Genomic DNA, 25,456 nt, shown 5'->3' with positions numbered 1-25,456 from the left:
CACTAATGTTAGCCTGACCACGCCATGCACGATACGCTGTTGGGATGGCCGGAAGTCTATTGGGTCGCGGTACAAGCCGGTTGCGCGGTCGTGGGTCTGATTGTCTTGACCCTTTACACCATCTACACGCGTCGAATGATGAAGCTCGCTGAGCAAACGAAGCGGGCATCTATGACACCAACTTTTAGCGTGACCAAACAGAATATTTCAGGCCCGACGTTCGATCCAGCGACCCTTCGGCCATTTGTCGACAAGAGATTCACGCCGCCCCGATACATATTTTCACCATCATTTACCGTCCGCAATGTCGGTCAAGGGCCAGCGATCCTAATCCGTTGCTGGCATCAGGGGGTAAGCAGCGGATTTACGTTGCGTGATTCCATTCGATTACTGCCAACGCCGATCAGCGAACCCGGCACGGTAAATAAGCAAGATTTGGTGAAAGATGAGAGGTGTCAGGCTAGTTTTGAGAACGCCGATCTTACAAGACCGTGGCTCTTCGTGATCGAAGCCAATGATGCGGCAAAAGGTACTAATCAGTTGCAAATACTCATGCGGCCTCGTCGCGAAGATGAGGGAGACGGCCCCGAATACATAACTCACTGGGTGATGATGTATGGCTGGGGAGACACTATTGCTGAGCGATTCGTGGCCGCTGCAACGCGCTTCGTCCAAGTCATCAAAGCTATCGAGAAAATGGTAAACGATCTTGATAGCCGCGACGAACATTGACGCATCGCCTCTGGCTCTCGACTGTGCCTAAATTCGTGCCTACCGGCCTTCCCCACCTATTACGACCGGATACTATTCAAGTCAAGACAACTTACTGAACTCTAACGACTTGTAGCACTCCATAGCAATTGACTGTGCCTACCTCGTAATTGGTATAAGTCCTTTAGATTTAGTTATTTGATGATTCGTAATCAGTAGGTCAGCGGTTCAACTCCGCTCATCGGCTCCATTCCTTTCCCTCCCGAAAACACAATTTTAATTCTGTAAATCAAGCTTTACGAGGTATCCCCTCACCGGTGCGCGCTTCTTCTAGGCTTGACCCTCTTCGCCTAGTTTTCGTGTTGGGGTGCAATTCGGGAACAGTGCTGGGACGCAAAGTTGAGCTGGAGACCCGATGGCAACCCTATTTAAACCCCTTCCGGAAGCTGGAAGGCTGTAGTGCGAAAGACCGGCTGGCCGATGATCACCAAGACGTTTCGAATTAAACGAGACGCGGAAGATTGGGCACGACGCACGGAAGATGAAATCGTTCGCGGAGTCTACGTCAACCGTGCGACTGCGGATCGGATGACCGTCAAGGAAGCTATTGAACGTTATTTAGCCGAGATCACTCCGACCAAGCGTCCCAAAAGCCAAATATCTGAACGTGGCTTCTCAAAACCTCTTTTGTAGCATTCGGGAAGATACTCCCTTTCCGCGGTCACCCCTTCTCTAGTTGCTGGCTACCGTGACAAACGTCTTGCCGGTGAGCACCGACGAGATAAGGAGGGAAATCCCATCCCGTTGGCTGATAACACTGTTCGCCTCGAACTCGCTCTCTTACGGCACATGTTCCGAGTGGCGATGAGAGAGTGGGGTGTTGCGATCGCGTCGAATCCAGTTCTGAATGTTCGCCGTCCTTCGCCTGGTCCGGGTCGCAATCGCCGCTTGACCGAGAAAGAGGAGAGCAGCCTGCTCACCGCTGTCGATCAACATTCGAATCCCATGCTTGGTTGGATCGTCAGGATCGCATTGGAAACCGGGATGCGCTCGTCTGAGATCGTGACGCTACGTCAGGGGCAAGTCGATCTGAAACGCCGCATCGTCACTCTAATTGAAACCAAGAACACTCAACCGAGAACTGTACCTCTGAGTGCAGCTGCAGCAGACCTATTTATGCAAGCGGACAACATCTCTACAAGACCCGCCGGAACCGATCTTGTTTTCTTCGGAGAGCCCGGTAGGGACGGTAAGCGTGGGCCTTACACTTTCAACAAGATTTGGCTGAAGATCAAGAAGGAAATCGGTCTAGCGGATCTCCACTTTCACGATCTGCGTCACGAAGCTGTGAGTCGATTCGTCGAATCGGGCTTCTCAGATCAAGAGGTCTCGGCCATAAGCGGACATAAATCAATGCAGATGGTCAAGCGCTACACGCACCTAAGAGCGGAAGATCTTGTCGCAAGGATTGATGAAGCGTCCAAGCGCAGGAATTCGGGAACGAGATCCAGAACGCTGACTGAAAGACTCCCGACCTAAATGGGCGTTCCATATTTGGACGCCAGAACCAGAGGTTACAACAAAGGGTTATTTCTAATGTCGATGTTCGCTGACTCGGGCTGCCAAGTGGTACGAGTTGTGTCTATTTGCTCAAGTGACGATTCCGCCGCCCTGTGTCATGGAAAGTTGTCTTGAAAAGGGAATAAAACTTACGCCCTTCAGTTTTATAAACGGGAAACCGATGCGTCTTAAAAGCACACTGGCTCACGATTATTAATTATGAATGTTGGATGATCGACGCCGAACGACTGGGGATGGATTGGAGAACTCACAATTTATGCGCACCGATCTGATTTGTGATGCCCTAAGCGAAAAGATGCCTATTTGTTCCCCGCTCAATCGTTTAGTCCACTGGTTTATGGAACCTCCTGACAAGGCGCCTCCATTCGCTGCCGCCATCCTCGACCGCTTCCCGGTAGGAGCGATATTTCTTATTGAAGGAATATTGAAGTTTCGCTCACCTCAAGAATTTGGCATTGGACGCTTTGCCAGAATTGGCATCCCCATACCACAATTCTTTGCGCCGTTTGACGGAGTATTTGAAATCGGATGTGGAGTTTTGCTTCTGCTTGGCCTCTTTACGCGACCGGCTGTAATTCCAATGATCATTAACATGATCGTGGCAATCTACACCACAAAACTACCCGTGCTTGCTAGAGAGGGTTTTTGGAAAATGGCGCATGTTGCGCTCCTTGACTACGCTATGCTTTTCGGCTTGATCTCCATACTCATTGCTGGCGCTGGAACGTGGTCTTTAGACGAACGATTAGAGTACAGATGGAAAGACCTCTTCAAGTAATCCCGGCTCTCGGTAAATGAGCACGGCTATTAGGTCCGTTACAGCCACGGAAACCATTGGATCGTTCGACTGAAGCGTGCGGCTATCCAAGCAAACCGCCGCGGGCTCTCCGCAACCAGTAAAGGTCAATTGAATGTCTATTGTAAGTGTTTCTGCCGGGCTAGCTGAAGCCCAGCTCCCCCTTGAAGCCGACAAAGAACTCGCCGGTCCGCCATGCCTTTGCTTTTTAAATCCCGATGCGCTCGACCGAATGTTTTTAAACGGTTCGGCGGTTCCACCAGTCCCTTTAACAACAATGTTTCCATAGCCGAGCATTCGTCTCAACAAACCCTGGTCGACGCGAACACTCTCTATCTTTGGTAGAAGAGTTCAATGGTGTCCTTTCGGAGAAAGCCAACCTTCACGATCACACGCTTGCTAGTGAAAGCCATTTCTGTCGTGGTCCGAGCAATAAAAGCTAAAGCAATCACTAGGGCGCCCAATCCTGCGGTGAAAACCCAACCCCCACTGACCCACCTATTAATATGACGGCTCCCAAGAGCACGAGAAATCCACCACATATTCCTGGAACGAGCAGCACGATCCAATGCAAACCAGTTCTGTAGAGGATATTTTCCCCAGTAGCCAAGCTCTTTTCGATGTAGCTCAACGTTCAATTTCTCCGCGGTGTTGAGTGAACCGAAGGTTCCTTGATCAGGATAGCGTGTGAAATCGCTTTGTCATAAATAAGATGGCGACTCCCTCCTGGATCGCCGGAAGTTTTGTACCAGTGAAGAGTTGGTGTAGCGCAGCGACCTCGGGGTTCAGATCGATGCAGAGTTTGGCAGCAAGGGGAGCCGGGAGCGTAGCGACTGGCTCCCCATGCTGCCAGGTGGTCGACGTCATCCATGCCTCGGGTGCTGGAGGTTTGTATCCCAGTGAGGAGTGTGGCCTGACGGTGTTGTAGTGGACGCGCCAGCGCTCGGCCAGCACACGCAGTTCTTTCATTGAGTAAAAGAGTTCGCCGTTGAGGAACTCGTCGCGCAGTTTGGAGTTGAAGCTTTCGCAGTAGCCGTTCTCCCAGGGAGAGCCGGGTTCGATGTACAGTGTCTTTGCACCGGTATCGTCGAGCCATTTGCGCAGATCCTTGGCGACGAACTCGGGACCGTTATCCGAACGCAGGTGTTGCGGAACGCCCTTGATCACCATGACATCGGCCAGCGCTCCGATGACCTTCGCCGAGGACCAGCGCCGTTCCGCGCGGATCAGCAGGCACTCACGCGTGGACTCATCGATCAGGTTCAGCAGGCGCACACTTTGACCATCATGCGTCCGCGCGCTGACGAAGTCGTAGCTCCACACGTGGCCTGCATGCGTCGGCCTCAGCCGCACACACGAGCCGTCGTTCAGCCATAAGCGACCTCTCGGCTTCTGCTTCTGCGGTACCTTCAGCCCTTCGCGACGCCAGATGCGTTCGACTCTGTCCTTGCCCACCTTCCAGCCACGCTGCAGCAACGCCGTGATCCGGCGGTACCCGTAACGCCCATACTGACTGGCAAGAGCAACGATGGCCTGAGTCAGACGATCCTCGTCTTCCCGCTGTGTCGGACGGTAGCGCTGCGTGCCCCTGGGCTGCCCCAGCAGATGGCACGCATGTCGCTCACTCACGCCATGCTCACAAGCATGGCTCACCGCACTGCGCCGTCGCTCAGGGCTTAGAAGTTTCCCGAGGAGATGTCCTTCAACACAAGGTTGTCTAGGCTCAGGTTCGCGACCAAACGCTCAGCTTTGCGTTCTCCTGCTCCAGTTCCTTCAACCGCTTCGCCTGGTCTATCTGCAACCCCCCATACTCCTTGCGCCAGCGAAAATATGTCTGCTCCACGATCTCCGCTTCCTTGCACGACTGTGCCGTCGTCTTCCCGTTCGCCACAGCCACTTCAATCTGCCGCAACAGATTTACCACCTGCTCTGGCTGGTATCGCTTGCCTCGTGCCATCTTGATCTCCTTGTTCCAGTGTGTCTCTTATTCACTGGTACAAATCAAGCCGGGCACTCCAATCTATGGAGACTCGATATTACGTTCCAAGAACGAACACTGCCCTTTTTCATCAAAGTTGACGAACCAGGCATTGCATTAGGTTCTGGCCTGGATGCGCAGGGCTCGAAAATTCTAAAATTAACATTGGAAGTTAGCGAATAAATCGGAAGTCGTCGAGTTTATGGAAGGGTAAAGTCCGGCAAATTCGTTCGACACCGAGTTGGAATATGCGCTTTGCCATCGTTTCGCTTCCATGTTTGGTTCTGATTCTTGCCGGCTGCTCGAGCCATAACGCGCCCACAACGCCCGTTCCCGCGCCCACTCCTGTTCCGACTCCAGCTGCAGCCACTCCGACGTTCTCGGTTGCCGCGGGGACGTATACGGCAGCGCAGATGGTAACGATTGGCGATGCGACCACCGGCGCGACCATCTACTACACGACCAATGGAAGCGCACCGACCGTCTCCTCCACCCGGTTCACGGGACCGGTGACAGTGAGCTCGACGGAGACTTTGATGGCAACGGCGATCGCGCCGGGGTACGTGCTCAGTACAGTAGGGTCAGCCCTGTACACGATCGCTCCACCCCCACCTCCGCCCCCCACCGGCGCGGTCCTTCATGGGCAGCTTCCCCTGGCTGGAGCCCATGTCTACGTCTTCGCCGCCAACACCACCGGTTACGGAAAGGCATCCGTCTCGTTGCTGGAGCCTGCTCTGACAGGAGCTTCCGATTCCATCGGCGCCTACGTCACAACCGTTTCCGATGGAACCTTCAAGATCACCAGCGACTATACCTGCACGGCCAACACGCAGGTCTATCTCTACGCGCTTGGGGGAGATCCAGGCTCCGGCAACAATCCCGCCTCAGGACTTCTGGCAGTGTTGGGCAATTGCCCCAACTCCGGTAGCTTCTCTACCACGACGGCCAAGGTTACGGTCAACGAGGTCTCAACCATCGCGACAGCATACGCTATAGCGGGCTTCGCGACCGACGCCACCCATGTTTCCAGCTCAGGCACGCCGCTGGCCCAGACAGGCATAGCCAATGCCTTTGCTAACGCTGCCAATCTGACGGATCTCTCTACCGGAACGGCGCTGACCGCGACACCGGTGGGCAATGGAGTGGTGCCGCAGAGCGAGATCAACACTCTGGCCGACATCCTCGCTGCCTGCGTTGGTGCGGCCAACTCCAGCAGTTGCTCGTTGCTGTTTGAGAATGCCACCGCCGATGGCACGACTGCCGGCACGCCTCCCACAGACACGGCCACTGCGGCCATCAACGTCGCTCATCATCCCGGAACGAACGTTGCAACCCTATACACACTGGCCGGCGCAAGTACCGCCTTCGCCCCTGCGCTTGCCGCCGAGCCCAACGACTTTACCGTCGCCCTGCAGTTCCCCTTGCCGGATGGGACCGCTGTAATCAGTGGGGCTGGCGGCGGACATCCCATCGCGATCGACGCCGAGGGCAGCGTGTGGCTTGCAACTCCAAACCAAAAAAGCGTGCTCAAATTCTCCAACTCCGGAGCGTTGCTCTCCCCGGCTGCGGGCTATACCGGAGGCGGGCTGAAGAATCCGGGAAGCATTGCTATCGACGCTTTGGGCAATGCCTGGATAACAAATTTTCTTGGTAACACACCGCAGCCTAACGGCACAGTCATCGAGTTCTCCAACTCAGGCACTCTTCTATCCCCATCCAACGGCTTCGGCCCCTTTGCTCCGTCGTATCTGTTTTCCATCGCCATCGACGCGTCCGACAACGCGTGGGTTCCGTATGGAGACGGTATTGCCGGCCTGTCCAGCGCCGGTGTAATTATGGTCGCAGTGGCCAACCCAGCGGGCACCAGTGGTGATGTTGGAATCGCCGGTACCGCGATTGATACGAGTGGCAATATATGGGGGGCGCTTCCATTTGGATCCGTCCTCTTCAATGAGTTTTCCATGTCGGGCGCAATTGTGAACCCGCCAACGGCTGGTCAATTTAGTTGCGGCGCACCATTTGAGCCCGAGCAGGAACCGGAAGGAGTCGCCATCGATGCTTCGGGTGACGTTTGGATCACCAGCGGGCAAGGTTTTACTAAGGAATCGAAATCACCTATACACGCCTGCTCGGGTAAAGGCGGCGGCATCAACCCTGCCCCTGAAGGAGTCGGCGGAGACATTGCCATCGATGGAGACGGAAATGCCTGGATGGTCAATGGGGCGTTAGCCGAGTTTTCTAACTCCGGGGTGCCCATCTCCCCTTCCAACGGCTATACGATTCCGATCGTTCCCAACAGTATCGCCCCGGATGGCTCGGGCAATCTCTGGGTCCGGGGTGGGGAAGGCGCGAACTTAACAGACACTCTCGTCGAAATGATCGGGGCATCCGCGCCGGTGGTCACGCCCATCGCGATTGGGGTCAAGAACAATACCCTCGGCTCCCGCCCTTAAGGCTAATCGACAAGCAGGCATTTTAGTGCCAATTCTGGAACAAAGACGCACCATTCGACGGTTGGCTGTTCATTCGCATCGTGAAAGGCTTTTTCACAGTGATTTTTTCTATCTGTTGTCGGGATTCGCTTCAGAGAAGCAAATCCGCTCATGGCTACCTCGTTTGCTCAGCTCATCTCGTGTTTTATCCATTGCCTCCACCAGGACCACTGCAGTCTTCTCCTCTGCCGTAATAGCTCAGGAAATAGACTGCCCTCGAAACGGAAGGGCTGCCAACGCACTACGCCGGGAACTTCTGCCTTGGGGCTGTTTCCAACTTGGGTAGCCTAGAAGCATCCACATCAAGGTTTGTTGCACACGCTCAAGAACCTACGCGCGTGTTGCGCCATGAGGGAGTAGCGAATGCAATCGAAATCAAATACGAGACAAAGAGAGCTCCTAACTTCGGATCTCACGTCCACGTCATTGCTGGGTTGCGGCGGTTGGCAGCCCAGGTGATGTCGGATTCGGTTGCAGATGCTGTATTACTTCCTTTGAGATGGCTGAGGCGGTGCTTTTAACCGTTTTTTCCGGCGCATTCTTTTCCATGACAAACTTTGCTGCGGCTACATAAGGATTCAGCGTGATGACGGCACCGGGTTTGTTCTTGCTCGCGCCATCTTCAGAAGCTTCGTAGAGCGGCTTCTGGGGCCTTGCGAGATCGGTCAGGGTTACAAATAGCTCCATGGTCGCCTTACCGGATCCAAAGCCAATTATCGCGCGATGAACACGACTCCCTTCATCGACCTGCGTGAATACTCCATGTACCCACGCTCCCGTCGCAGGCTTTGGATCATCCGCTGCTAATTTTTGAGCTTTGTAGCCAGCCTTCTGGAGATCACTGACGATACTCGTCGCCATCGTATCGACCAACTTTCTTGCTTGGGCCTCCGGGTCTCGTTGCGCTTTCTTCGACGGCCTTTCTAGAATGCCTGGTCGCACTTGACTTATCGCCGACCCCTGATCTACCTGAACATTCTCAGCGTCCAGCTCAAAGTCGCTCACATAAATGGTCATGTCTTTTGTGAAGGAAAAGGTTGGCAGCTTCTGCGGCGTAGTAGCGTCTTGCCCGGATGGGACTTGAGCGACAAGGTTGAAAGCTGCGAACAAAAGGAAGAGTGCAGAAAACCGTCGCATGAGTTTCATTTGGGCCTCAGGTAAGGAATTGCCAAGATGTTTTGGCGACATGTGGGGGCCCGGATGCGCGTATGTTTGAGAACGCGCCAATTTTACGAGTTGATCCATTTTTCCTGCAAATACTTTTTTTGAATTTCTGTCTTACGAGTTCTTGCACACTGTTGTGGTAACTCTTTACCACAATTACTTTTCCTGCCAGCTTCCTTCAAAAAAATACCGTGAACGTCGAAATTATCGAGTTACAATCGGTTTCGCACAAAAATGGGCCCAGTTCTATCACTTCGAAGATCAAAGTAGGCCATTTTTGAAAGAACTTAAAGGCAATGTAGTTCTTGCGATGACGATCTGCTTTCTAGGCGGGGCAATCTCCTCCTCTGTGGCCCAGAAGGTCTCTGCGACAACCAGCAAACCCACCAGTTCTCCAGTTTCTTTTCCGTCGTGGCCACGGGTCTTCGACCGCAACGGCGTACATCTGGTTGTCTACCAACCGCAACTCAAAGCGTGGCAGAAATATCGCACAATGGTTGCGGATACAGCGATTTCAGTAACGGACAAAGGGCAGAAGCCAATCCTTGGAGTTATTTCCTGGCGTGCTGATACTCTCGCCAATGTAAGCGCGCAGACAGTCTATGTAAACGACATCGTAGTGCTCGACGCTCGCTTTCCTTCGCTCAGCCCTGCGCAGGAAGCTGGGATGAAGCAGCGCGCCCACCAACTCTATCCAACTATCACCTTCACTATCGGGCTGCCTCGCATGATAGCCAGTCTGGAGAAGGTAAATGAGCCGGTGAGGACGGTTGCTGCCAATACGCAGGCGCCTACGATTCTTGTCTCCACCGCGCCAGCGATGGTGCTCCTGGTTGACGGAAAACCGGTATTGGCTCCCATTCAAGGCACAACCTTGGAATACGTCGTCAACACGAATTGGGACCTCTTCTTCGATAAAACTGACTACTACTTGCTAAACGGCAAGACCTGGCTCAAAGCCAAAGATCTGCGTGGGCCATGGACTGCAACTGTAAAGCTGCCACCAGACATAGGAAAACTGCCTGCCCACCAGAACTGGGATGACGTTTTGAAAGCTGTGCCGCCGGTCCCCAGCGGTCAGGTTACACCTCAGGTTTTGTTCACGGAGAAACCGGCCGAGCTGATTGCCTTCATGGGTAAACCGGTCTACTCAAAGATTCCCGGCACCAGTCTCAGCTATGCGACCAATACAGAGAATAAGGTGTTCGTTCATCAGCCCGATGGTCAGGTCTACGTCTTGATCTCCGGACGATGGTTTCGCGCTGCCAGCCTGGCAGGCCCATGGACCTACGCAAGTGACTCACTACCCGGCGACTTCGCGATGATTCCAAGGAGCAGCCCCGCTCACGATGTGCTTGTCTCCGTGCCGGGGACGCAAGAGGCCAGTGATGCCGTGTTGCTGTCACAAGTGCCCACAACGGCAGTTGTGAATCGCGCTGCTGCGGAGGCACAGGTCAAGGTCTCCTATGCCGGGCAACCCCAGTTCGACAAGATTGAAACTACAACCCTCTCCTACGCGGTGAATACGCCTGACAAGGTAATTCGTGTCGGTGATCTCTACTACCTTTGCTTTCAAGGTGTCTGGTTTATCTCCCGAAGTCCCAGTGGCCCGTGGAAGACCGCGGATTCAGTGCCGCAGATCATCTATACGATTCCGCCAAGCTCTCCGATGTACAACGTGACTTATGTCATTGTTTCAAACCCGACACCAACGACCGTACAGACAAGCTATTCGAGCGGCTATCTCGGTGTCTTTGTCATAGGGGCGGCAGTGGGAGCAACTGTTGTATACGGCACAGGCTACTACTACCCTCCCTATGTTTACTGGGGGCCGCACCCCGTCTACTATCCCTATCCCTACACCTACGGAGTAGCTGCCGTGTACAGTCCCTACACCGGAGCCTATGGTGTAGGACGGGCCGTGTATGGGCCCTATGGTTCAGCCGGTTCAGCAGGCTGGTACAACCCAACCACTGGAACTTATGGGCATGCGGTTACTACCCAAAATGCCTATGGCGGTCATACTTACGCCCAAACCTATAACCCCTGGACCGGAACCTCGGCCGTGACCTCGCAGGGCCACAATCAATATAGTCAATGGGGAAGTTCGGTAGTTACCAACGGCGACAACTGGGCGCAGGCGCAGCATGTAACCAACAGCAACGGAACAGCAGGATCCTTCCAAACCTCCAAAGGCAGCGCCGGTGCCGGCTATTCGGGTGCGAACGGGAACAGCGGTTTTGTTGCCAAGGATGCGAATAACAACAACGTCTATGCTGGAGCCGATGGCAACGTCTACAAGAAAGACTCCAGCGGCAACTGGAGCAAGTACGACAACGGCAGCTGGACTCCTGTAGATCCGTCTACGGGCGCAAACCAAACCCGGCAGCAGAAGCAGAACTCCGCCAGCCCGAACCAGAATCAGTCTTCGAATCTAGGCTCGCAATCAGGAAACACGCCATCGACGGGCGGCAAAGGATCCGATCAGACGAACTCTCGTGGTGCGGGACGAACCAGCCCGAACCAACCTGGTCAGTCTCCGGCACAGACTTCTCCAGGCAGTTCGACCTCGCCCGGTACTATGGGGCAACTACAGAATGATTCACGATCTCGCTCGCGCGGCGATCAACTTGAACAGATGCAAAATCGTGGAGGGGCCAGCGGGGGCGCACGTGGTGGTTCGCGCAGGCAACGTTGAGTAGGAGCGAAATGAAGGAGTCGATCGTGCCATCCGTCGCCGATCGCTTGAACTCGTTCAAGGAGGCGGAAGCAGACTGTACTTCCTGCGCCTCGGTGCTCCTGTTGCTCTCAATGCACAGAAATCTCAGAAAGCAGGATCTATGAAGAGCAAGCGTAAGGCGATCATTTCCTCTGCCATCCTCATGGCGACTTCGATTATTTCCTCCTCAGCGTTCGTCAAAGCTCAGGACGAGCCTAACCCGGTAAAGGAAAAGTTTCAGGACGATCTCAAAGCTGCGGTCATGAACGAAAGCATAACCGTTGCTCAACTGAAAGAGATAAAGGAGAACCTCGCGATCCTCAAAGAGGCAAAATCCGAACGACAACCGGGCGCAGCCGTCGATCTGATGACGCCCTACTCAGCTGTCACCAAAATTAGGGCGACCATGGCAACGATTAAAGAGCCCGACCGGACCACCCTGCGGCAGGATTTTCAGCTTGTGATGGCCACGAAACAACCGGAACCCTCTGCCGAACCTGACACGCCAGGAAAAAAGCTCGGTAAAGATATCTTTGCCGCGGTCATGCATGGAGAGCCGACTCCTCCACAGGTGCAGCAGCTTCAGGACAGCCTGAACTCTCTTGAATCCATCAAGACCAGCGGAGGAGGCATGCTGGAAAAGTTCAGAGCGATGAAGACTGCCAAGTCGCAGATCGAGGAGACGATGAACACTGGCTCGTTCCGGCCGGAGGATAAGCAAGCGGTTCTCGACGACTTAAACAATCTTGGAGGTAAAGGAGGCGGTGGCGGCGGCTTGAGGAGACAAGGATTGTAGTTCGATTGCGTGCGGCGTGGAGCCCTTCTCAATCACCGCGTAAACCTGTATCGCCCAATTGCAATGAGACGAGCAATGCGCGCAAGATTCCTCGGCTGCTTCTCTGCCACTCTGGTTTCGCTGTGGAGCATATCTGGCTTGAGCCAGAGCCCAGTAGACGAGCCACAGGAGCTCGCACTCGTTGACGCTATCCAGATCGCGTTAGGAAACAACAGGCCAACCCAGATTGCACGGCTGGACATTACAAAGTCTGCGTGGGAGGTTGCAGAGACCAAGACTCATCGATTCCCCGAAATCAAGACGGAGCTATTTGCTTCAGGAAATATCAACTCTCCCAGCTTCACTTTTCAGAAAGGCATCTTCGGGACTGTAGATAATCAGCCTGTTCCATCTACAGACACGAAGGTTAGCCTCTCAAGCGGATTGACCGGGTATGCCATCGCAACGGTGGCTCAGCCAATCTCGCAGTTGTACCAGATACACCTTATGGTTCGAGAGAAAGAGCTCTCCGTCGATCTCGCAGGAGAAAAATACCAGCAGCAGAGGCAGACGACAGTGGTAGATGTAAAGCAGGGCTACTACGCGATCGTTCAATCCGAGAGCGCTCTCGAGGCGGAGCAGGCTTTGATCAAGGAATATGAGGAAACCGATCGGGTCACCACGGACTATCTGAAGAAAGAGTCCGTCTTGAAATCCGACAGCCTGCAAGTCAAAGCGCAACTTGCCCAGGCGAGACACCAGCTCATCACGCTAAGCGACGATCTGCAAACCCAGAAAGAACACTTCAACGATCTTCTGGGGCGCGATCTCGATACATCTTTTCGCACTCAGCCTGTCCCGCCGGCCTCAACCGACGAGATGGATCTGAAGGTCGCCAGAAAAACTGCGCTCGAACAGCGTCCTGAACTCAAGGAGGCAAAGATCAACGTCGAGAAGGCCGGCTACGACCGCAGCCTCGCAAAGGCTGAATATATTCCGGGAATCGGTGCGCAGGTCCAATACCTCACTCCGATCAATACACAGATTCTTCCGCAAAACATTCTCACTGTCGGTTTGAAGATGACTTGGGAGCCATACGAATGGGGTCGGCGGAAAGACAATGTGAAGGGAAAGGACATCCAGTTGCAGCAGAGTCGATACCAACTGGACCAGACGCGCTCGCAGGTGCTACTGGATGTGGACAACACCTTTCGCAAACTGGCAGAGAGCCGCTCCATGCTGGAGGTTGCACAGGCTGCCCGCGACGCTGCGAAAGAGAAGTTGCGCGAAGTGAATGATCAATTCAAAAAGGTGGCTGTGCTGCTGCGCGATGTTTTGAAGCAGGAAGCCACAGTTGCAAACGCCGATCACGAATACGAAGAGAGCCTGTTGGCGTTCTGGAACGCAAAAGCTGAGTTCGAGAAAGCTCTGGGAGAAGAATAAAACAATGACTCGCTTTGTCATGCCGAGTCGCCGTAGGTTTGCAGCTCTTGCGAGTTATCTCGCTCTCGTTGTCACCGCCTGCAAACAGGAAACTCCCACGGCAGCACCTCTGCTGCCTGTGCATACGGCAGAAGTGCAATCAATATCCGCCGACTCCGGCACAAAATACTCCGCCAACATCGTTCCGTACGCACAAGTGGATCTGTCGTTCAAGTCAAACGGCTACGTAGAGCGCATCCATCAAGTTAAGAATCCAAGCGGCGGCATCAGGAATGTCGATCAGGGTGATCGCATTGCACAGGGAACAGTGCTTGCCGTGGTCAGCCAGCAGGACTACATCGATAAACTTCAGCTGGCAGAGGCTCAACTTGCGCGGGGGCAAGCCGAACAAGAAAAAGCCAAGCTTAGCTTCGATCGTGTCTCCTCCCTGTACTCGACGCAAAGCGCTACCAAACCTGACTACGATTCAGCCAAAGCACAGCTGGACAGCACGAATGCCTCGGTCTCAGGCGCGCACGCGCAGGTCAGTGAGGCGAAGGTGGCTCTAGACTATTGCTCCCTTCGAGCCCCTTTCAACGGGTGGCTGGTAAAGCGCAGCGTCGATATCGGAAGCCTCGTTGGCCCAATCACCAATGGCTTTACTCTGGCCGATACCAGCTCGGTCAAGGCTGTCTTCGGTGTACCCGATATCCTCATCAGCCGCGTCAGACTGGGCCAACATCTGGTCGTCTCCACCGACGCACTACCGCACACCGTGGATGGCCGCGTCAGTGCGATCTCTCCAGCTGCCGATCAGAAGAGCCGCGTGTTCTCCGTCGAAGTCACAATCCCAAATCCGAAAGATGAGTTGAAGTCTGGCATGATCGCCTCGCTCAGCCTCGACGGCGGGAGACTGCAACAGTCCGCTCTGGTCGTGCCGCTGGCCGCGGTCATCCGCGATCCCGCGCATGCAAATGGCTTCGCCGTCATGATCGCAGACGGCAGTGGAGATCTCGTGTCGGCGCACTTGCAATCGGTGGATCTCGGCGACACCTCTGGGAACATGATCGTCGTGAAGGGGGGACTCACCTCCGGACAGAGAGTCATAACCACGGGCGTCACACTGGTCAGAAATGGTGATACGGTTCGCGTCATACCGTAGCCAGCACATCGAGTTGGAATAGCAATCAAGGGTGCACGAATGCTATGAGTCACAAGTCTGAAGCCGAATACATCGCTCATACCCACAACACGGCGCGCTTCTTCGTGGAGAACCGGCAACTCTCGCTGGTCATTCTCATCGCGCTCTGCTTGTGGGGTTGGTACAGCTTCCAGCACATGACAAAACGCAAAGACCCGAAGATTCCCGTGCGTGTAGCCGTAGCGTACACACAATGGCCCGGCGCCACCGCGCAGGAGGTCGAACAACTCGTCACTCGGCAAATTGAGCAGACCATGGCGCAGAACTCCTTCCTCAAGCCACCATCTGCCTCCGACTTCAGCATTCGCTCCTTCAGCTTTCCTAATCTTTCGATGGTCTACGTTCAACTCGACGACCAGGTGAGTGATCCCAAAAAACAGTTCACCGACATGAATCTGAAGCTGAACGCGCTCAACAGCAGCTTGCCACAGGGTGCAGGCCCCATTCAGTTCAACAGCGACTTCGGCGACACGGCGGCTCTAATGCTCACCGTTGCTAGTCCCCCAGCGAATGAGGTCGAGGTCGCTTTGCGTGCGAGGTCCATTCGCAGCGCGATCGTGAAAACACGTGCCGCTGAACCACAAAAGTCGCCACAGCCGCGAGTAACCATCGTCAACGCATTCCCCCTCTCAATCTCCGCTTCCTTGATGCGCGACTCTTTTGTCTCGTTTATCCAGTCTGCTGTACAGACGAGAATGATCTCCGATCCCCACTTCTTCGAAGGCAGCGGCTTTATCGGCGTTGATGTCGGCACCGTTCTCACTGACGGAGAACTGCGCAAAGGCGGCGACCAATTGGTATTGGAGAAGCTGCATCGCTCCGAGATCCATCCCGACGCGTGGCCCGCCGTCTTCATCCGCAACCCCGACGACGCGGAAGCGCGACTCTCTGCGGTGGCAGGTGACAGGTACTCGTATCGCGAGCTCGATGACTTCACCGACCTGATAAGCAGGACACTGCAGGGGGCCCACGAGGTCGCGAAGATTGAGCGCAAGGGTGTGCTACCTGAACAGATCTATCTTGATTACTCGCAGGAGAGGCTAGCCCAATATGGCATGACTCCCTCCAAACTTAAGGACATATTGGGCGCTCGTAACACGACGCTGCCTGGTGGCCAGCTTGAGGTCGGCCCCTCCAGCATTCAAATCGATCCTTCCGGAAAGTTCACTGACCCGAGTCAAATCGGCGATGTTATCGTCGGGTCTTCTTCATCCGCCGCGCAGAGTCCGGTCTACCTTCGCGATTTAGTGAATATCTCTCGCGCCTATCAGAGCCCCGCGCGCTATCTGAACTACCTCTCCTGGGCAGACAAGCAGGGCCAGTGGCACCGCAGTCGCGCCATCACTATTGCGGTTCAGGTGAAAGACGGCGAACAGATAGACGCCTTTGGCCGCAGCGTGTCCGACAAGCTCGCCGCCGTAAAGCAATATCTCCCCGAAGATCTCGTCTTCGCCCGGACTTCCGATCAGCCCCTGCAGGTAAAGGAAAACATCAGCCTCTTCATGGATTCACTCTATGAAGCCGTCGTCCTCGTCGTGCTGGTGTCGTGGATTGGCTTCTGGGAGTGGCGCTCCGCGTTGCTGATGGCCATTGCCATTCCTATTACTCTGGCCATGACCTTCGGTGCTTTGTATCTCATCGGTATTGATATCCAGCAAGTTTCAGTAGCCACTCTTATCATCGCGCTTGGGCTCTTAGTCGACGACCCTGTGATAGCCGGCGACTCCATTAAGCACGCCCTCGCCGAAGGCCATCCAAGCCTAATAGCTGCGTGGCTTGGCCCTACCAAACTTGCCACCGCTATCGTGTACGCAACCGTCACAAACATCGTGGCGTACCTGCCCTTCCTCATGATCACCGGCAGCACCGGTGAATTTCTCTTCAGCCTCCCCATTGTCATGACGGTGGCGCTGGTCGCATCGCGTCTCGTTTCGATGACGTTTCTTCCAGTGCTCGGGTATTACCTGCTACGTCCTGAAAAATCGGCCGAGAAATCTCTGGAGGAACAGCGCAAGCACGGCTTCTTCGGCGCCTACGCGCGTGTCGCGAAATACTCCATTGAGCATCGTTGGAAGTTCTTCTTCGCCTCCCTCGTGTTCCTTGCCGCCGGGATCTTCATCTTTTCGAGGCTTAGTACCTCCTTCTTCCCAGAGGATGTGCAGTACTGGTCTTACATCGACGTCTGGTTGCCGAATGATGCCAACCTCGGAACCACTAACGCGACCGCGTTTAAGGCGGAGCAGATCATTCGCGAGCAGGCCGCGCGCTTCACCAAAGAGCACGAGCATGAGCTGAAACAGCATGACCTGCTTCGGTATGTCACTACTTTCGTCGGCGGAGGTGGTCCTCGTTTCTGGTTCTCTGCCTCTCCGCAAGGCCAGCAATTGAACTATGCACAGATCCTGATTGAACTCCGCGACAAAGAGATGACGCCGGAGTTCATCAGGAAGCTACAGCCCGTACTGACCTCTTCTATTCCGGGAGCGCATCTGGATGCGCGTCAGTTGCTGACAAATCCCATGGATTATCCCATTGAAATTCGTGTCTCCAGTACCGCGGACCTGAGCGCGCAACAGGAGATCGAAGACACTCGCAAGCTGCAGGCTGTCGCATCCAAAGTGGAAAATATCTTGCGTTCGATCCCAATTGCGGAGCGCACCCGCAACGAGTGGGAGCAGCCGAATGCGCAGATTGCTCTCACCATCGATCCTGACCGCGCCAACCTCGCCGGGATCACCAACATGGACGTAGCGAACTCTTCGACTGCAGGCATCAGCGGGACGACTGTCGGCGTCCTGCAGGAAGGGCAGAAGCAGATTCCGATCATAGCCCGCCTGCGTATGAATGAGCGTGCACAGCTCTCGGACATTCAGGATCTCTACATCTACGGTTCGCAGGACAACAACAAGATTCGGCTTGCACAGATTTCAGACATCAACCACGATCTGGTGACCGGGCGCATCGTCCGTCTGGAGCAGTTCCGCACCATCAATGTGCGCAGCTTTCCTGTCGCGGGACATTTGAGTTCCGAAGTCTTGAAAGTCGCCATGCCAAAGTTGCGCGAGCTCAAAGCATCGCTGCCACCCGGCTACAAAATTCAGATTGGAGGCGAATACGACAAGACAAAGAACGCTTTCCGCAACCTCGCCATGGTGATGGTGATCTCAGTTGCGTTAGTCTTCCTGGCCCTCGTCTTCCAGTTCAAGAACGCCATCAAACCCGTGCTGGTCTTGGCCGCTGCGCCCTACGGGATGATCGGCGCCTTCGCTGCACTATGGATCATGGGTGAACCCTTCGGATTTATGGCGTTCCTTGGAGTCGCCAGCCTCGTCGGCGTCATCGTCAGCCACTCCATCGTTCTCTTCGACTTCATTGAAGAGCGACGCATCGCCGGAGACAACTTCGAGCTCGCTCTAATCGACGCGGGAATCCTTCGACTTCGTCCCGTGTTGATCACCGTGTTCGCAACTGTGTTGGCACTCGTGCCCCTGGCTATGCATGGTGGCCCGCTTTGGAAGCCACTCTGCTACGCGCAGATAGGAGGGCTCCTAGTCGCGACCGTGGTTACGAAGCTCCAGGTGCCGGTGATGTATGCAATCTTTGTACTCGATCTCAAAATATTAAAGTGGGATGTGACCAAGAAAGAATCCGCCGCTCAAACTACTAATGCCTAACTTCTTTTACAGCCAGATCACAGGCAGGAGCCACAAATGAAAATCCCGACTCTTCTTGTTCTTTTGCTGTCATGTATCGCCGCGCCCCTGTCCGTTCTCAGCCAGGAAAGTCCGAAGTCCTCTGACGCTTCCACGCCGCAGATTCTACGGGAATACGATCAGGCCATCGACCAGGTCGCGGAACGGGCTATGCAGTCAGTTGTCAAAATCGAAGTCACAGGTTTTGGCAAACCCGAAAGCAGCAGCGACGAGGAAGACGACCAGGCTCTGCGACGACAACGCGCGATTGGGTCAGGCGTCATCGTCGATCCCGACGGTTACATTGTCACGAACAATCACGTCGTCGCGGGAGCCCTGCGTATTCGCGTGATCGTCTCCCCAGCAACGGTGGAGTTAGTTACGGGTCATACCCAACTCTCGAATCCTCAGCGCGTATACGAAGCCAAATTGATCGGCACAAACCGCTACGCTGACCTCGCCGTGGTGAAGATCGAGGCTCATGACCTGCCTGCTCTCAACTTACCCGAGTTGTTCAGTGTCCGCTTAGGAGAAACCGTTCTTGCCATCGGAGCACCACAGGGGCTTGATCACACCGTTACCAAAGGGATCGTGAGCGCCGTAGGGAGACAGCCCGATCTCGATCGCCCCATGGTCTACGTGCAAACCGATGCGCCCATTAATCCCGGCAACAGTGGTGGTCCGCTCGTCGACCGCGACGGAAATCTGGTCGGTCTTAATACATTCATCTATAGTTCTGGAGGCGGCAGCGAGGGCCTCGGCTTTGCTATTCCCGAGCCAGTCGTTCGCTTCGTCTATCATGAATTGAAAGCTCATGGATTTGTACTTGCTGTCACCATTGGAGCGCATGCGCAAACCATCACCCCTGATCTAGCTGCTGGACTGAAGCTGCCTCAGGACCATGGTGTCATCGTCTCCGATATTGACACAGGTGGCCCCGCGGCAAAGGCAGGATTGCGGCCCGGCGATATTGTGGAGCGCATCGACGGCGTCCTTATCGACTCGTTTCCAAAGTACACCGCCTTCCTCTATCTTCACAAACGAGAAACATCGCTTCGCATGGACGTCCTGCGTGACGGCAAGCCTGTGGCGCTTTCTATCACGCCAATCGATTCGCTTCCGTTGGTGGATAGCCTATCGGACCTTGCAAATCCGAGGAAAGACCTGATCCCGTCTCTCGGCATCTTTGTGATCGATCTCAACGACGTCATTGCTGCGGCGTTGCCCGGCCTGCGTTCAAAACATGGAGTAGTCGTCGCTGGCGTCTTATCTGGAGAACCAGCGACCCTCTCGAATCTCGACACTGGCGACGTCATCCTCTCCATGAATGGCAAGTCGCTCAGGACTTCCGACGAGTTGCGAAAGCAACTTGCTGATCTCAAACCAGGCGATTCGGTGGCCTTCCAGGTGGAACGTCAATCGCTTGTTCAGTATGTCGCCTTCGAGGTCGAATGAATTCTTGAGAGCTTCAAAGCAGGATTCTCGAGGAGGTTAGGACGGTTTCACCGACTGCTTTTCAGCCGTCGACGAGCATGAGTAGGCCTAATAAAACGACATGGCTTTAGCGCCCCCTAAACCAGACGTGGGTCTATTTGCGGACAAGATATTCCAAAAACGTGGTGCGACGGCTGGCAGATTATGTAATCTCTTGCTTATTGAGTTGTTTTTTTGGGTCAATTCCCTGGCCCTTTGCATTTCTGCCTCTCAGAAAGAGGAATCGACTTCGCTAACAGTCAAATACTGCGAACATTTCGAGGAACATGAAACCTTCGCCTTACACTTCCTCCTTCAAAATGCATCGATCGAATACCCTTCTCGTGTTCGTGAGCGTGGTTCTCTCTGCCTGCAATTCGAGTAATGTTCCTCTCAAGCCAAACGTTCAAATTACGCTAGTGCCCGCTGCTAATCCTGGAGGTCCGGTAGAGCTGGACTTTATCGAAGGGCTAGCGAACGGCGCCAAACCTGGTCAGCAGATCGTACTTTACGCACGCAGCGGTATTTGGTGGATTCAACCATTTGCGAATCAGCCCTTTACGAAAATTCAACCCGATTCGACGTGGAGAAACTCGACCCATCTCGGCACAGATTACGCAGCGATACTAGTTGAGCCCGGTTTTCATCCCGCAACAAAGCTTACAACTTTGCCCGCAGAAGGCAACGGCGTAGTTGCAATTGCTACTGCGACGGGCAAGCCTGTAGCCCCTATTGTTTCTAAGGTCATTCACTTTAGTGGATATGACTGGAGAGTGCGTAACGCGGCGAGCGACCGGGGAGGGCAACCTAACTCTTATGATCCGTCGAATGTGTGGACCGATAAGAACGGCTATCTGCACCTTCGAATGGAGGAGCATGACGGCATATGGACATGTGCGGAGGTAAGCCTGACCCGCAGTCTGGGTTATGGTTCGTACATCTTTGTCGTTCAAGATATCAGTCATTTTGGCCCATCTGCCGCTCTGGGGTTGTATACGAATGATGACTTTCGACCGGATGACATTCGAAATGAACTTGACATCGAATTGAGCCGTTGGGGTATCGCAGACAACAAGAATGCGCAATATGTTGTCCAACCTTTTTATATCCCTGAAAACGTCTCTCGATTCATGGCCCCTGCCGGAGTGCTAACTCACATGTTACGTTGGGAGTCCGGGCGCGCTTCCTTTAAGACTGTCCGCGGATCGGTGATAGGCCCCAGAACGGCGACCGTCAGTGAACACGTCTTTACGTCGGGGGTTCCGACTCCCGCCAAAGAAACGGCTCACATGGGCTTGTACAGTTATCGTCATTCGCAGAGCCCATCCCAACAACCGGTCGAGGTTGTGATTGAAAAATTCGAATTTCTGCCGTGAAAACATGGTGCTGAGGCATCGACTACGTACGGGACTTGTAAGTGGAATCGCGCTCTTGTGTCTTGTGAATGCTGCTTTTGGATTAGACCCGACCCGGAGAATCTCACAGTACGTACATGACAAGTGGGGCGAGGACAAAGGATTCCTTGGAGGAAGGATTTACGCCATCCGCCAATCGTCCGATGGTTATTTGTGGATTGGAACCGAAAGAGGTCTGGTTCGATTCGACGGGTTCAAGTTCACTCTGATTCAGCGACCAGTTCCGAACTCGCCTCCGATTAGTCCCGTGCGCGGCCTCGCTACAGACGCAAGCGGGAACCTCTGGATTCGTCTCGAAGGCCCCCGCATGCTTCTTTATCATGACGGCAAGTTCGAAGATCCATACACCCGGTTTGATCTTCAGGACATCACCTTTACGTCGATCGTTTCCGACTACGAGGGTCGCGTCATTCTGCCCGGGCTCGGGGAGCGGACCTTCCGATACGAGGGTGGGCGCCTGGAGACGATAGTCGGCGCAGAGCAAAGTCCCGGTAATGTCATCTCACTAGCTGTGACGCGAGACCAGAGTATCTGGCTCGGTACACAAGATAACGGTCTCTTTCGCCTCAGCCAAGGGCACTTTTCCAAAGTTGCTAAAGAGCTCAAGGATTCGAAGATCAATGCCCTTCTACCCGCAGAGACTGGCGGCTTGTGGATTGGAACTGATAACGGAATTCGTTTGTGGGAGGGTGGCGGACTGACCAATCTCAACCTTCCTTCCTCGCTTAAGCAGCTCCAGATTCTGGCGATGGCAAGAGACTCGGACGCAAACGTGTGGATTGGAACGAACCATGGCATCGTGCGCATCACTCCATCCGGCGCTGTTTCACTCGACCAACTCAATCCAAAACCTGGGTTCGAAGTAACAGCAATCTATGAAGACCTCGACGGAGATATTTGGTTCGGCGGCTCGCGAGGAGTCGAGCGACTTCGAAATGGGATGCTTACAACGTATTCGACTTCTGACGGTCTTCCGTCAAGCGGCATTGACTCAGTCGACGCCGACTCCACGGGGCGGATCTGGTTTGCGCCACCCTCCGGTGGTCTTTACTGGATGAAGGAGGGACAAGTTGGCCATATAACCGTCGACGGACTGGAACACGATGTTGTGTATTCCATCAGCAGCGGTGACGGTGAAGTCTGCGTTGGCCGGCAACATGGCGGCCTCACGGTGCTGACCGAAAGGGGCGATTCCTTTACTGCCCGCAGCTACACACAGGCGGACGGCCTTGCGCAGAACAGCGTTTATTCTGTGCACCGTGATCGCGATGGGACGATCTGGGCTGGGACTGTGAGCGCTGGCGTCAGCAGATTGCAGGGTGGGAAATTTACGAATTATTCGGACTCCAGTGGACTCCCAGCAAATGCTGTTTATTCCATAGTCGAGAGTTTCGATGGGACAACATGGTTGGCTACCCCAAGCGGTCTGGCCTCGTTCGCGAATGGACACTGGACCAACTACACAGCCAGTGATGGCTTGCCATCGTCAATGGTAAGAACCGTCTTTGAAGACACAAAGCATGTGCTCTGGATCGTAACGTCCGACGGCCTGGCGTTCGTATCCTCCGGAAAGATCAAAGTTCCAGCGAGGCTGCCGGAGGCATTACGGGAGCAAATCTTCGGAGTTGCGGAAGACGGCATGGGTTCGCTCTGGTTCACCACACCAGATCACGTACTTCGGGTGAACCAGGAGAGACTTCTGAGCAGTTCGCTCTCTGACACAGATATTCAAAGCTACGGAATCGACGACGGCCTCTTGGGGTTAGAAGGAGTGGGTCGCGACCGCTCCATAGTGACCGATCGTCAAGGCCGGATATGGATCTCACGTAAGCCGGGTTTGTCCATGGCCGATCCGATGATCTTCTCCAAAAATTCGGGTCCAGCCGCAGTTCGAATCGAATCCATGTTTGCTGGCGGAAGTCAGGTGAATCCGCAGACCCCCATCAAGATTCCCCCTAGAGTCCAGAGCATTACATTGAACTATGGGAGCACGAACCTAGCTGTGCCGGAACGCATCCGCTTTCGCTATAAGCTCGATGGCTCCGATCAAGGTTGGAGCGACACCGTTGCTTCAAGGCAGGTTGTCTATAAAAACCTCGGTCCTGGGGCATATCTTTTCCGCATTATTGCCTCTAACAGCGTCGGTCTTTGGAATGGCCCGGAGACTGCTGTCGCTTTCGTCATCGAACCCGCGTTCTGGCAAACGTTGTGGTTTCGAGTGGCTTGTCTTGCGGGGTGTTGCCTGACCATCCTCGCCATTTATCGGTTGCACATTCATCAATTGACGAAACGATTGAATGTTGGTTTCCAAGAACGGCTCGCCGAACGTACGCGGATTGCGCAGGAATTGCATGACACGCTGCTGCAAGGCGTTCTGAGCGCCTCTCTCCAGCTTGATGTAGCTGAAGACCAGCTCCCAGAGGATTCTCCAGCTAAACCTCTCTTGAAACGGATTCTGCAACTGATGCATACAGTCACTGAAGAAGGTAGAAATACGCTCCGCGGGCTCCGCGCAACCGAATCGGGCAACCAAAGCCTTGAGACTGCCTTCTCGCGATTGCGACAGGAGTTCCCCCTCGACGGCAAAACTGACTATCGCGTTATCGTTGAAAGTGGAACGCGTCCATTGCGGCCGCTGATTCGCGATGAAGTCTACCGCATTGGCCGCGAGGCTGTTTTGAATGCTTTTATGCACGCGCACGCGAACCGTATCGAAGTCGAAGTAGAATATGCGAGCAGACATCTTAGAGTATTGGTGCGCGACGATGGCCGTGGAATCGATCCTCAGGTGCTGCATTCAGGTCTTGAGGGGCACTGGGGACTCGTGGGCATCCGAGAGCGGTCCAAAAGAATTGGCGCGAATCTAAGACTTCGGAGCCGTATTGGCGCAGGAACTGAGGTGGACGTGACCGTTCCTGGCTCGATCGCATTCGAAAAAGATTCGAATGATCCTATATCGCGCTGGTTCCGTTGGCTTAGCCGAGAACGACTCGAGATGCCGAAGCATGACAAAGAGAAGCGAGTACATAAATGAACGCTCCCCCCAGGATTCGAGTCTTCTGCGTTGACGATCATCCTCTCATGAGGGAAGGTATTGCGACTGTCATCAGAAATGAACCCGACATGCAATTGATTGCAGAAGCATCAACTGGACACGATGCCATTCAGGGATTTCGTGAACATCGGCCCGACGTAACACTTATGGATATTCGGATGCCGGATATGGGGGGCATCGATGCATTGCTCGCCATTCGCACAGAGTTCACGAATGCCCGTGTGATCATGCTCACAACGTTTGAAGGAGACGCCGAGATTCAACGCGCACTGGAGGCGGGAGCGCAAGGCTACATGCTCAAAAGCATGCCCCGAAAACAGCTCGTAGATATGATCCGCAAGGTGCATGCGGGGCAGAAACACATCCCTATCGAGGTTGCAGTTCATCTCATGGAGCATCTTGGGGCTGAAACGTTGAGCAAGCGAGAGGTTGAGGTCCTGCAGAAGGTTGCCGGAGGAAATCGAAACAGCGACATTGCAGCACTCCTTTTCATCTCTGAGGAGACAGTAAAGGGACATATTAAGCACATCATGGAGAAGCTTGGTGCAAGCGATCGTACCGAGGCTGTCGCTATCGGAATTAGGCGCGGGATCATACATCTCTAGGTCCACCCTTACTCCAGAGACAAAGTACGAAGAGGCTGCGGTAGTCCCAGAAAAGCACTCGATCTGGGGGTCCAATTCGCGGCGAAAGAAGCTAGTCTCTTGCTGGCACGTTTGTGCCCCGAGGAGGCATTCGCTGCAACGACTCTTTTCCAGCTTCCCGGAGGGTTGGCCAGGCATCGGCCTCATCTTCCTGCGGCTTACGGTTGCAGTTAATGCGATCATTTGCGGAATTGACGCGATCGATGGGCCCAACAGCCACTCGATCAGCGTTTGGGTAGTTGGATCGCTTGCAATCGCTGTTGGATCGGCCATTTTCGTTGGCTTTCTTACACCTGCCGCAACCGCCATGGCGACAGTTGGTTATCTCATGAGGGGCG

Annotated in this window: 17 protein-coding genes, 1 tRNA gene and 1 pseudogene; 15 read left to right on the top strand and 4 right to left on the bottom strand. The window is 54.3% G+C overall.

The features are described from left to right. Positions 1 to 24: 24 nt before the first annotated feature. From RBB76_RS06390 to RBB76_RS06370, 5 genes are all read left to right on the top strand, one after another. Complete coding sequence (locus tag RBB76_RS06390; RefSeq protein WP_429628238.1) at positions 25 to 732, top strand: hypothetical protein; 708 nt, start codon at positions 25 to 27, stop codon at positions 730 to 732. A gap of 136 nt (positions 733 to 868) precedes the next feature. After that, positions 869 to 961, top strand: a tRNA-Leu gene (locus tag RBB76_RS06385). Between the two features lie 209 nt (positions 962 to 1,170). Further along, a complete protein-coding gene (locus RBB76_RS06380; RefSeq protein WP_429628239.1) occupies positions 1,171 to 1,404 on the top strand; it encodes a hypothetical protein in 234 nt (77 codons plus the stop codon). Positions 1,405 to 1,515: 111 nt separating this feature from the next. Continuing rightward, positions 1,516 to 2,250, top strand: coding sequence for a site-specific integrase (locus RBB76_RS06375; RefSeq protein ID WP_429628240.1), 735 nt, complete (start codon positions 1,516 to 1,518; stop codon positions 2,248 to 2,250). 298 nt (positions 2,251 to 2,548) lie between these two features. Further along, complete coding sequence (locus RBB76_RS06370) at positions 2,549 to 3,070, top strand: DoxX family protein (RefSeq protein ID WP_429628241.1); 522 nt, start codon at positions 2,549 to 2,551, stop codon at positions 3,068 to 3,070. On the opposite strand, the gene RBB76_RS06365 is transcribed toward RBB76_RS06370, so the two are convergent. Then, positions 3,038 to 3,424 carry a hypothetical protein gene (locus tag RBB76_RS06365; RefSeq protein ID WP_429628903.1) on the bottom strand — a complete coding sequence of 129 codons (387 nt, stop codon included), beginning with the start codon at positions 3,422 to 3,424 and terminating at the stop codon, positions 3,038 to 3,040. The two genes, RBB76_RS06370 and RBB76_RS06365, sit on opposite strands and share 33 nt — an antisense overlap. Positions 3,425 to 3,868: 444 nt before the next feature. Beyond that, positions 3,869 to 5,045, bottom strand: a pseudogene (locus RBB76_RS06360) (IS3 family transposase); the annotation flags it as partial. Positions 5,046 to 5,314: 269 nt separating this feature from the next. Here RBB76_RS06360 and RBB76_RS06355 point away from each other — a divergent pair. Then, positions 5,315 to 7,519: a chitobiase/beta-hexosaminidase C-terminal domain-containing protein gene (locus RBB76_RS06355; RefSeq protein ID WP_429628242.1), complete on the top strand. Its 2,205-nt coding sequence runs from the start codon at positions 5,315 to 5,317 to the stop codon at positions 7,517 to 7,519. 2 nt (positions 7,520 to 7,521) lie between these two features. On the opposite strand, the gene RBB76_RS06350 is transcribed toward RBB76_RS06355, so the two are convergent. Together RBB76_RS06350 and RBB76_RS06345 are read right to left on the bottom strand one after the other, a co-directional pair. Continuing rightward, positions 7,522 to 7,671, bottom strand: coding sequence for a hypothetical protein (locus RBB76_RS06350; protein ID WP_429628243.1), 150 nt, complete (start codon positions 7,669 to 7,671; stop codon positions 7,522 to 7,524). 310 nt (positions 7,672 to 7,981) lie between these two features. Further along, positions 7,982 to 8,704 (bottom strand): DUF4410 domain-containing protein, encoded by a 723-nt coding sequence (locus RBB76_RS06345; RefSeq protein WP_429628244.1) that lies wholly within the window; start codon positions 8,702 to 8,704, stop codon positions 7,982 to 7,984. A 295-nt stretch (positions 8,705 to 8,999) separates the two neighbouring features. Between RBB76_RS06345 and RBB76_RS06340 the strand changes: the two genes are divergently transcribed. The 9 genes from RBB76_RS06340 (at position 9,000) to RBB76_RS06300 (ending at position 25,079) form a co-directional block, all read left to right on the top strand. Then, a complete protein-coding gene (locus RBB76_RS06340; RefSeq protein WP_429628245.1) occupies positions 9,000 to 11,420 on the top strand; it encodes a hypothetical protein in 2,421 nt (806 codons plus the stop codon). Positions 11,421 to 11,562: 142 nt separating this feature from the next. Beyond that, positions 11,563 to 12,237 carry a hypothetical protein gene (locus RBB76_RS06335; protein WP_429628246.1) on the top strand — a complete coding sequence of 225 codons (675 nt, stop codon included), beginning with the start codon at positions 11,563 to 11,565 and terminating at the stop codon, positions 12,235 to 12,237. A 75-nt stretch (positions 12,238 to 12,312) separates the two neighbouring features. Continuing rightward, a complete protein-coding gene (locus RBB76_RS06330) occupies positions 12,313 to 13,659 on the top strand; it encodes a TolC family protein (RefSeq protein WP_429628247.1) in 1,347 nt (448 codons plus the stop codon). A 4-nt stretch (positions 13,660 to 13,663) separates the two neighbouring features. Then, entirely contained in the window at positions 13,664 to 14,800 is a 1,137-nt protein-coding gene (locus tag RBB76_RS06325; protein ID WP_429628248.1) for an efflux RND transporter periplasmic adaptor subunit, read from the top strand. A gap of 44 nt (positions 14,801 to 14,844) precedes the next feature. Continuing rightward, positions 14,845 to 18,513, top strand: a complete 3,669-nt coding sequence (locus RBB76_RS06320; RefSeq protein ID WP_429628249.1) for an efflux RND transporter permease subunit — start codon at positions 14,845 to 14,847, stop codon at positions 18,511 to 18,513. Positions 18,514 to 18,549: 36 nt separating this feature from the next. Then, complete coding sequence (locus RBB76_RS06315; RefSeq protein WP_429628250.1) at positions 18,550 to 19,986, top strand: trypsin-like peptidase domain-containing protein; 1,437 nt, start codon at positions 18,550 to 18,552, stop codon at positions 19,984 to 19,986. A 305-nt stretch (positions 19,987 to 20,291) separates the two neighbouring features. Next, positions 20,292 to 21,380, top strand: coding sequence for a hypothetical protein (locus tag RBB76_RS06310; protein ID WP_433963524.1), 1,089 nt, complete (start codon positions 20,292 to 20,294; stop codon positions 21,378 to 21,380). A 4-nt stretch (positions 21,381 to 21,384) separates the two neighbouring features. Further along, a complete protein-coding gene (locus RBB76_RS06305) occupies positions 21,385 to 24,453 on the top strand; it encodes a two-component regulator propeller domain-containing protein (protein ID WP_429628904.1) in 3,069 nt (1,022 codons plus the stop codon). Continuing rightward, entirely contained in the window at positions 24,450 to 25,079 is a 630-nt protein-coding gene (locus RBB76_RS06300; RefSeq protein WP_429628252.1) for a response regulator, read from the top strand. Before RBB76_RS06305 ends, RBB76_RS06300 begins: the two co-directional genes overlap by 4 nt. The last annotated feature ends 377 nt before the right edge of the window (positions 25,080 to 25,456 follow it).

Origin of the sequence: Tunturiibacter psychrotolerans, from assembly GCF_051013365.1 — a bacterium.
Classification (GTDB): Bacteria; Acidobacteriota; Terriglobia; order Terriglobales; family Acidobacteriaceae; genus Edaphobacter; species Edaphobacter psychrotolerans_A.
This window is presented reverse-complemented; position numbering and strand designations above follow the sequence as displayed.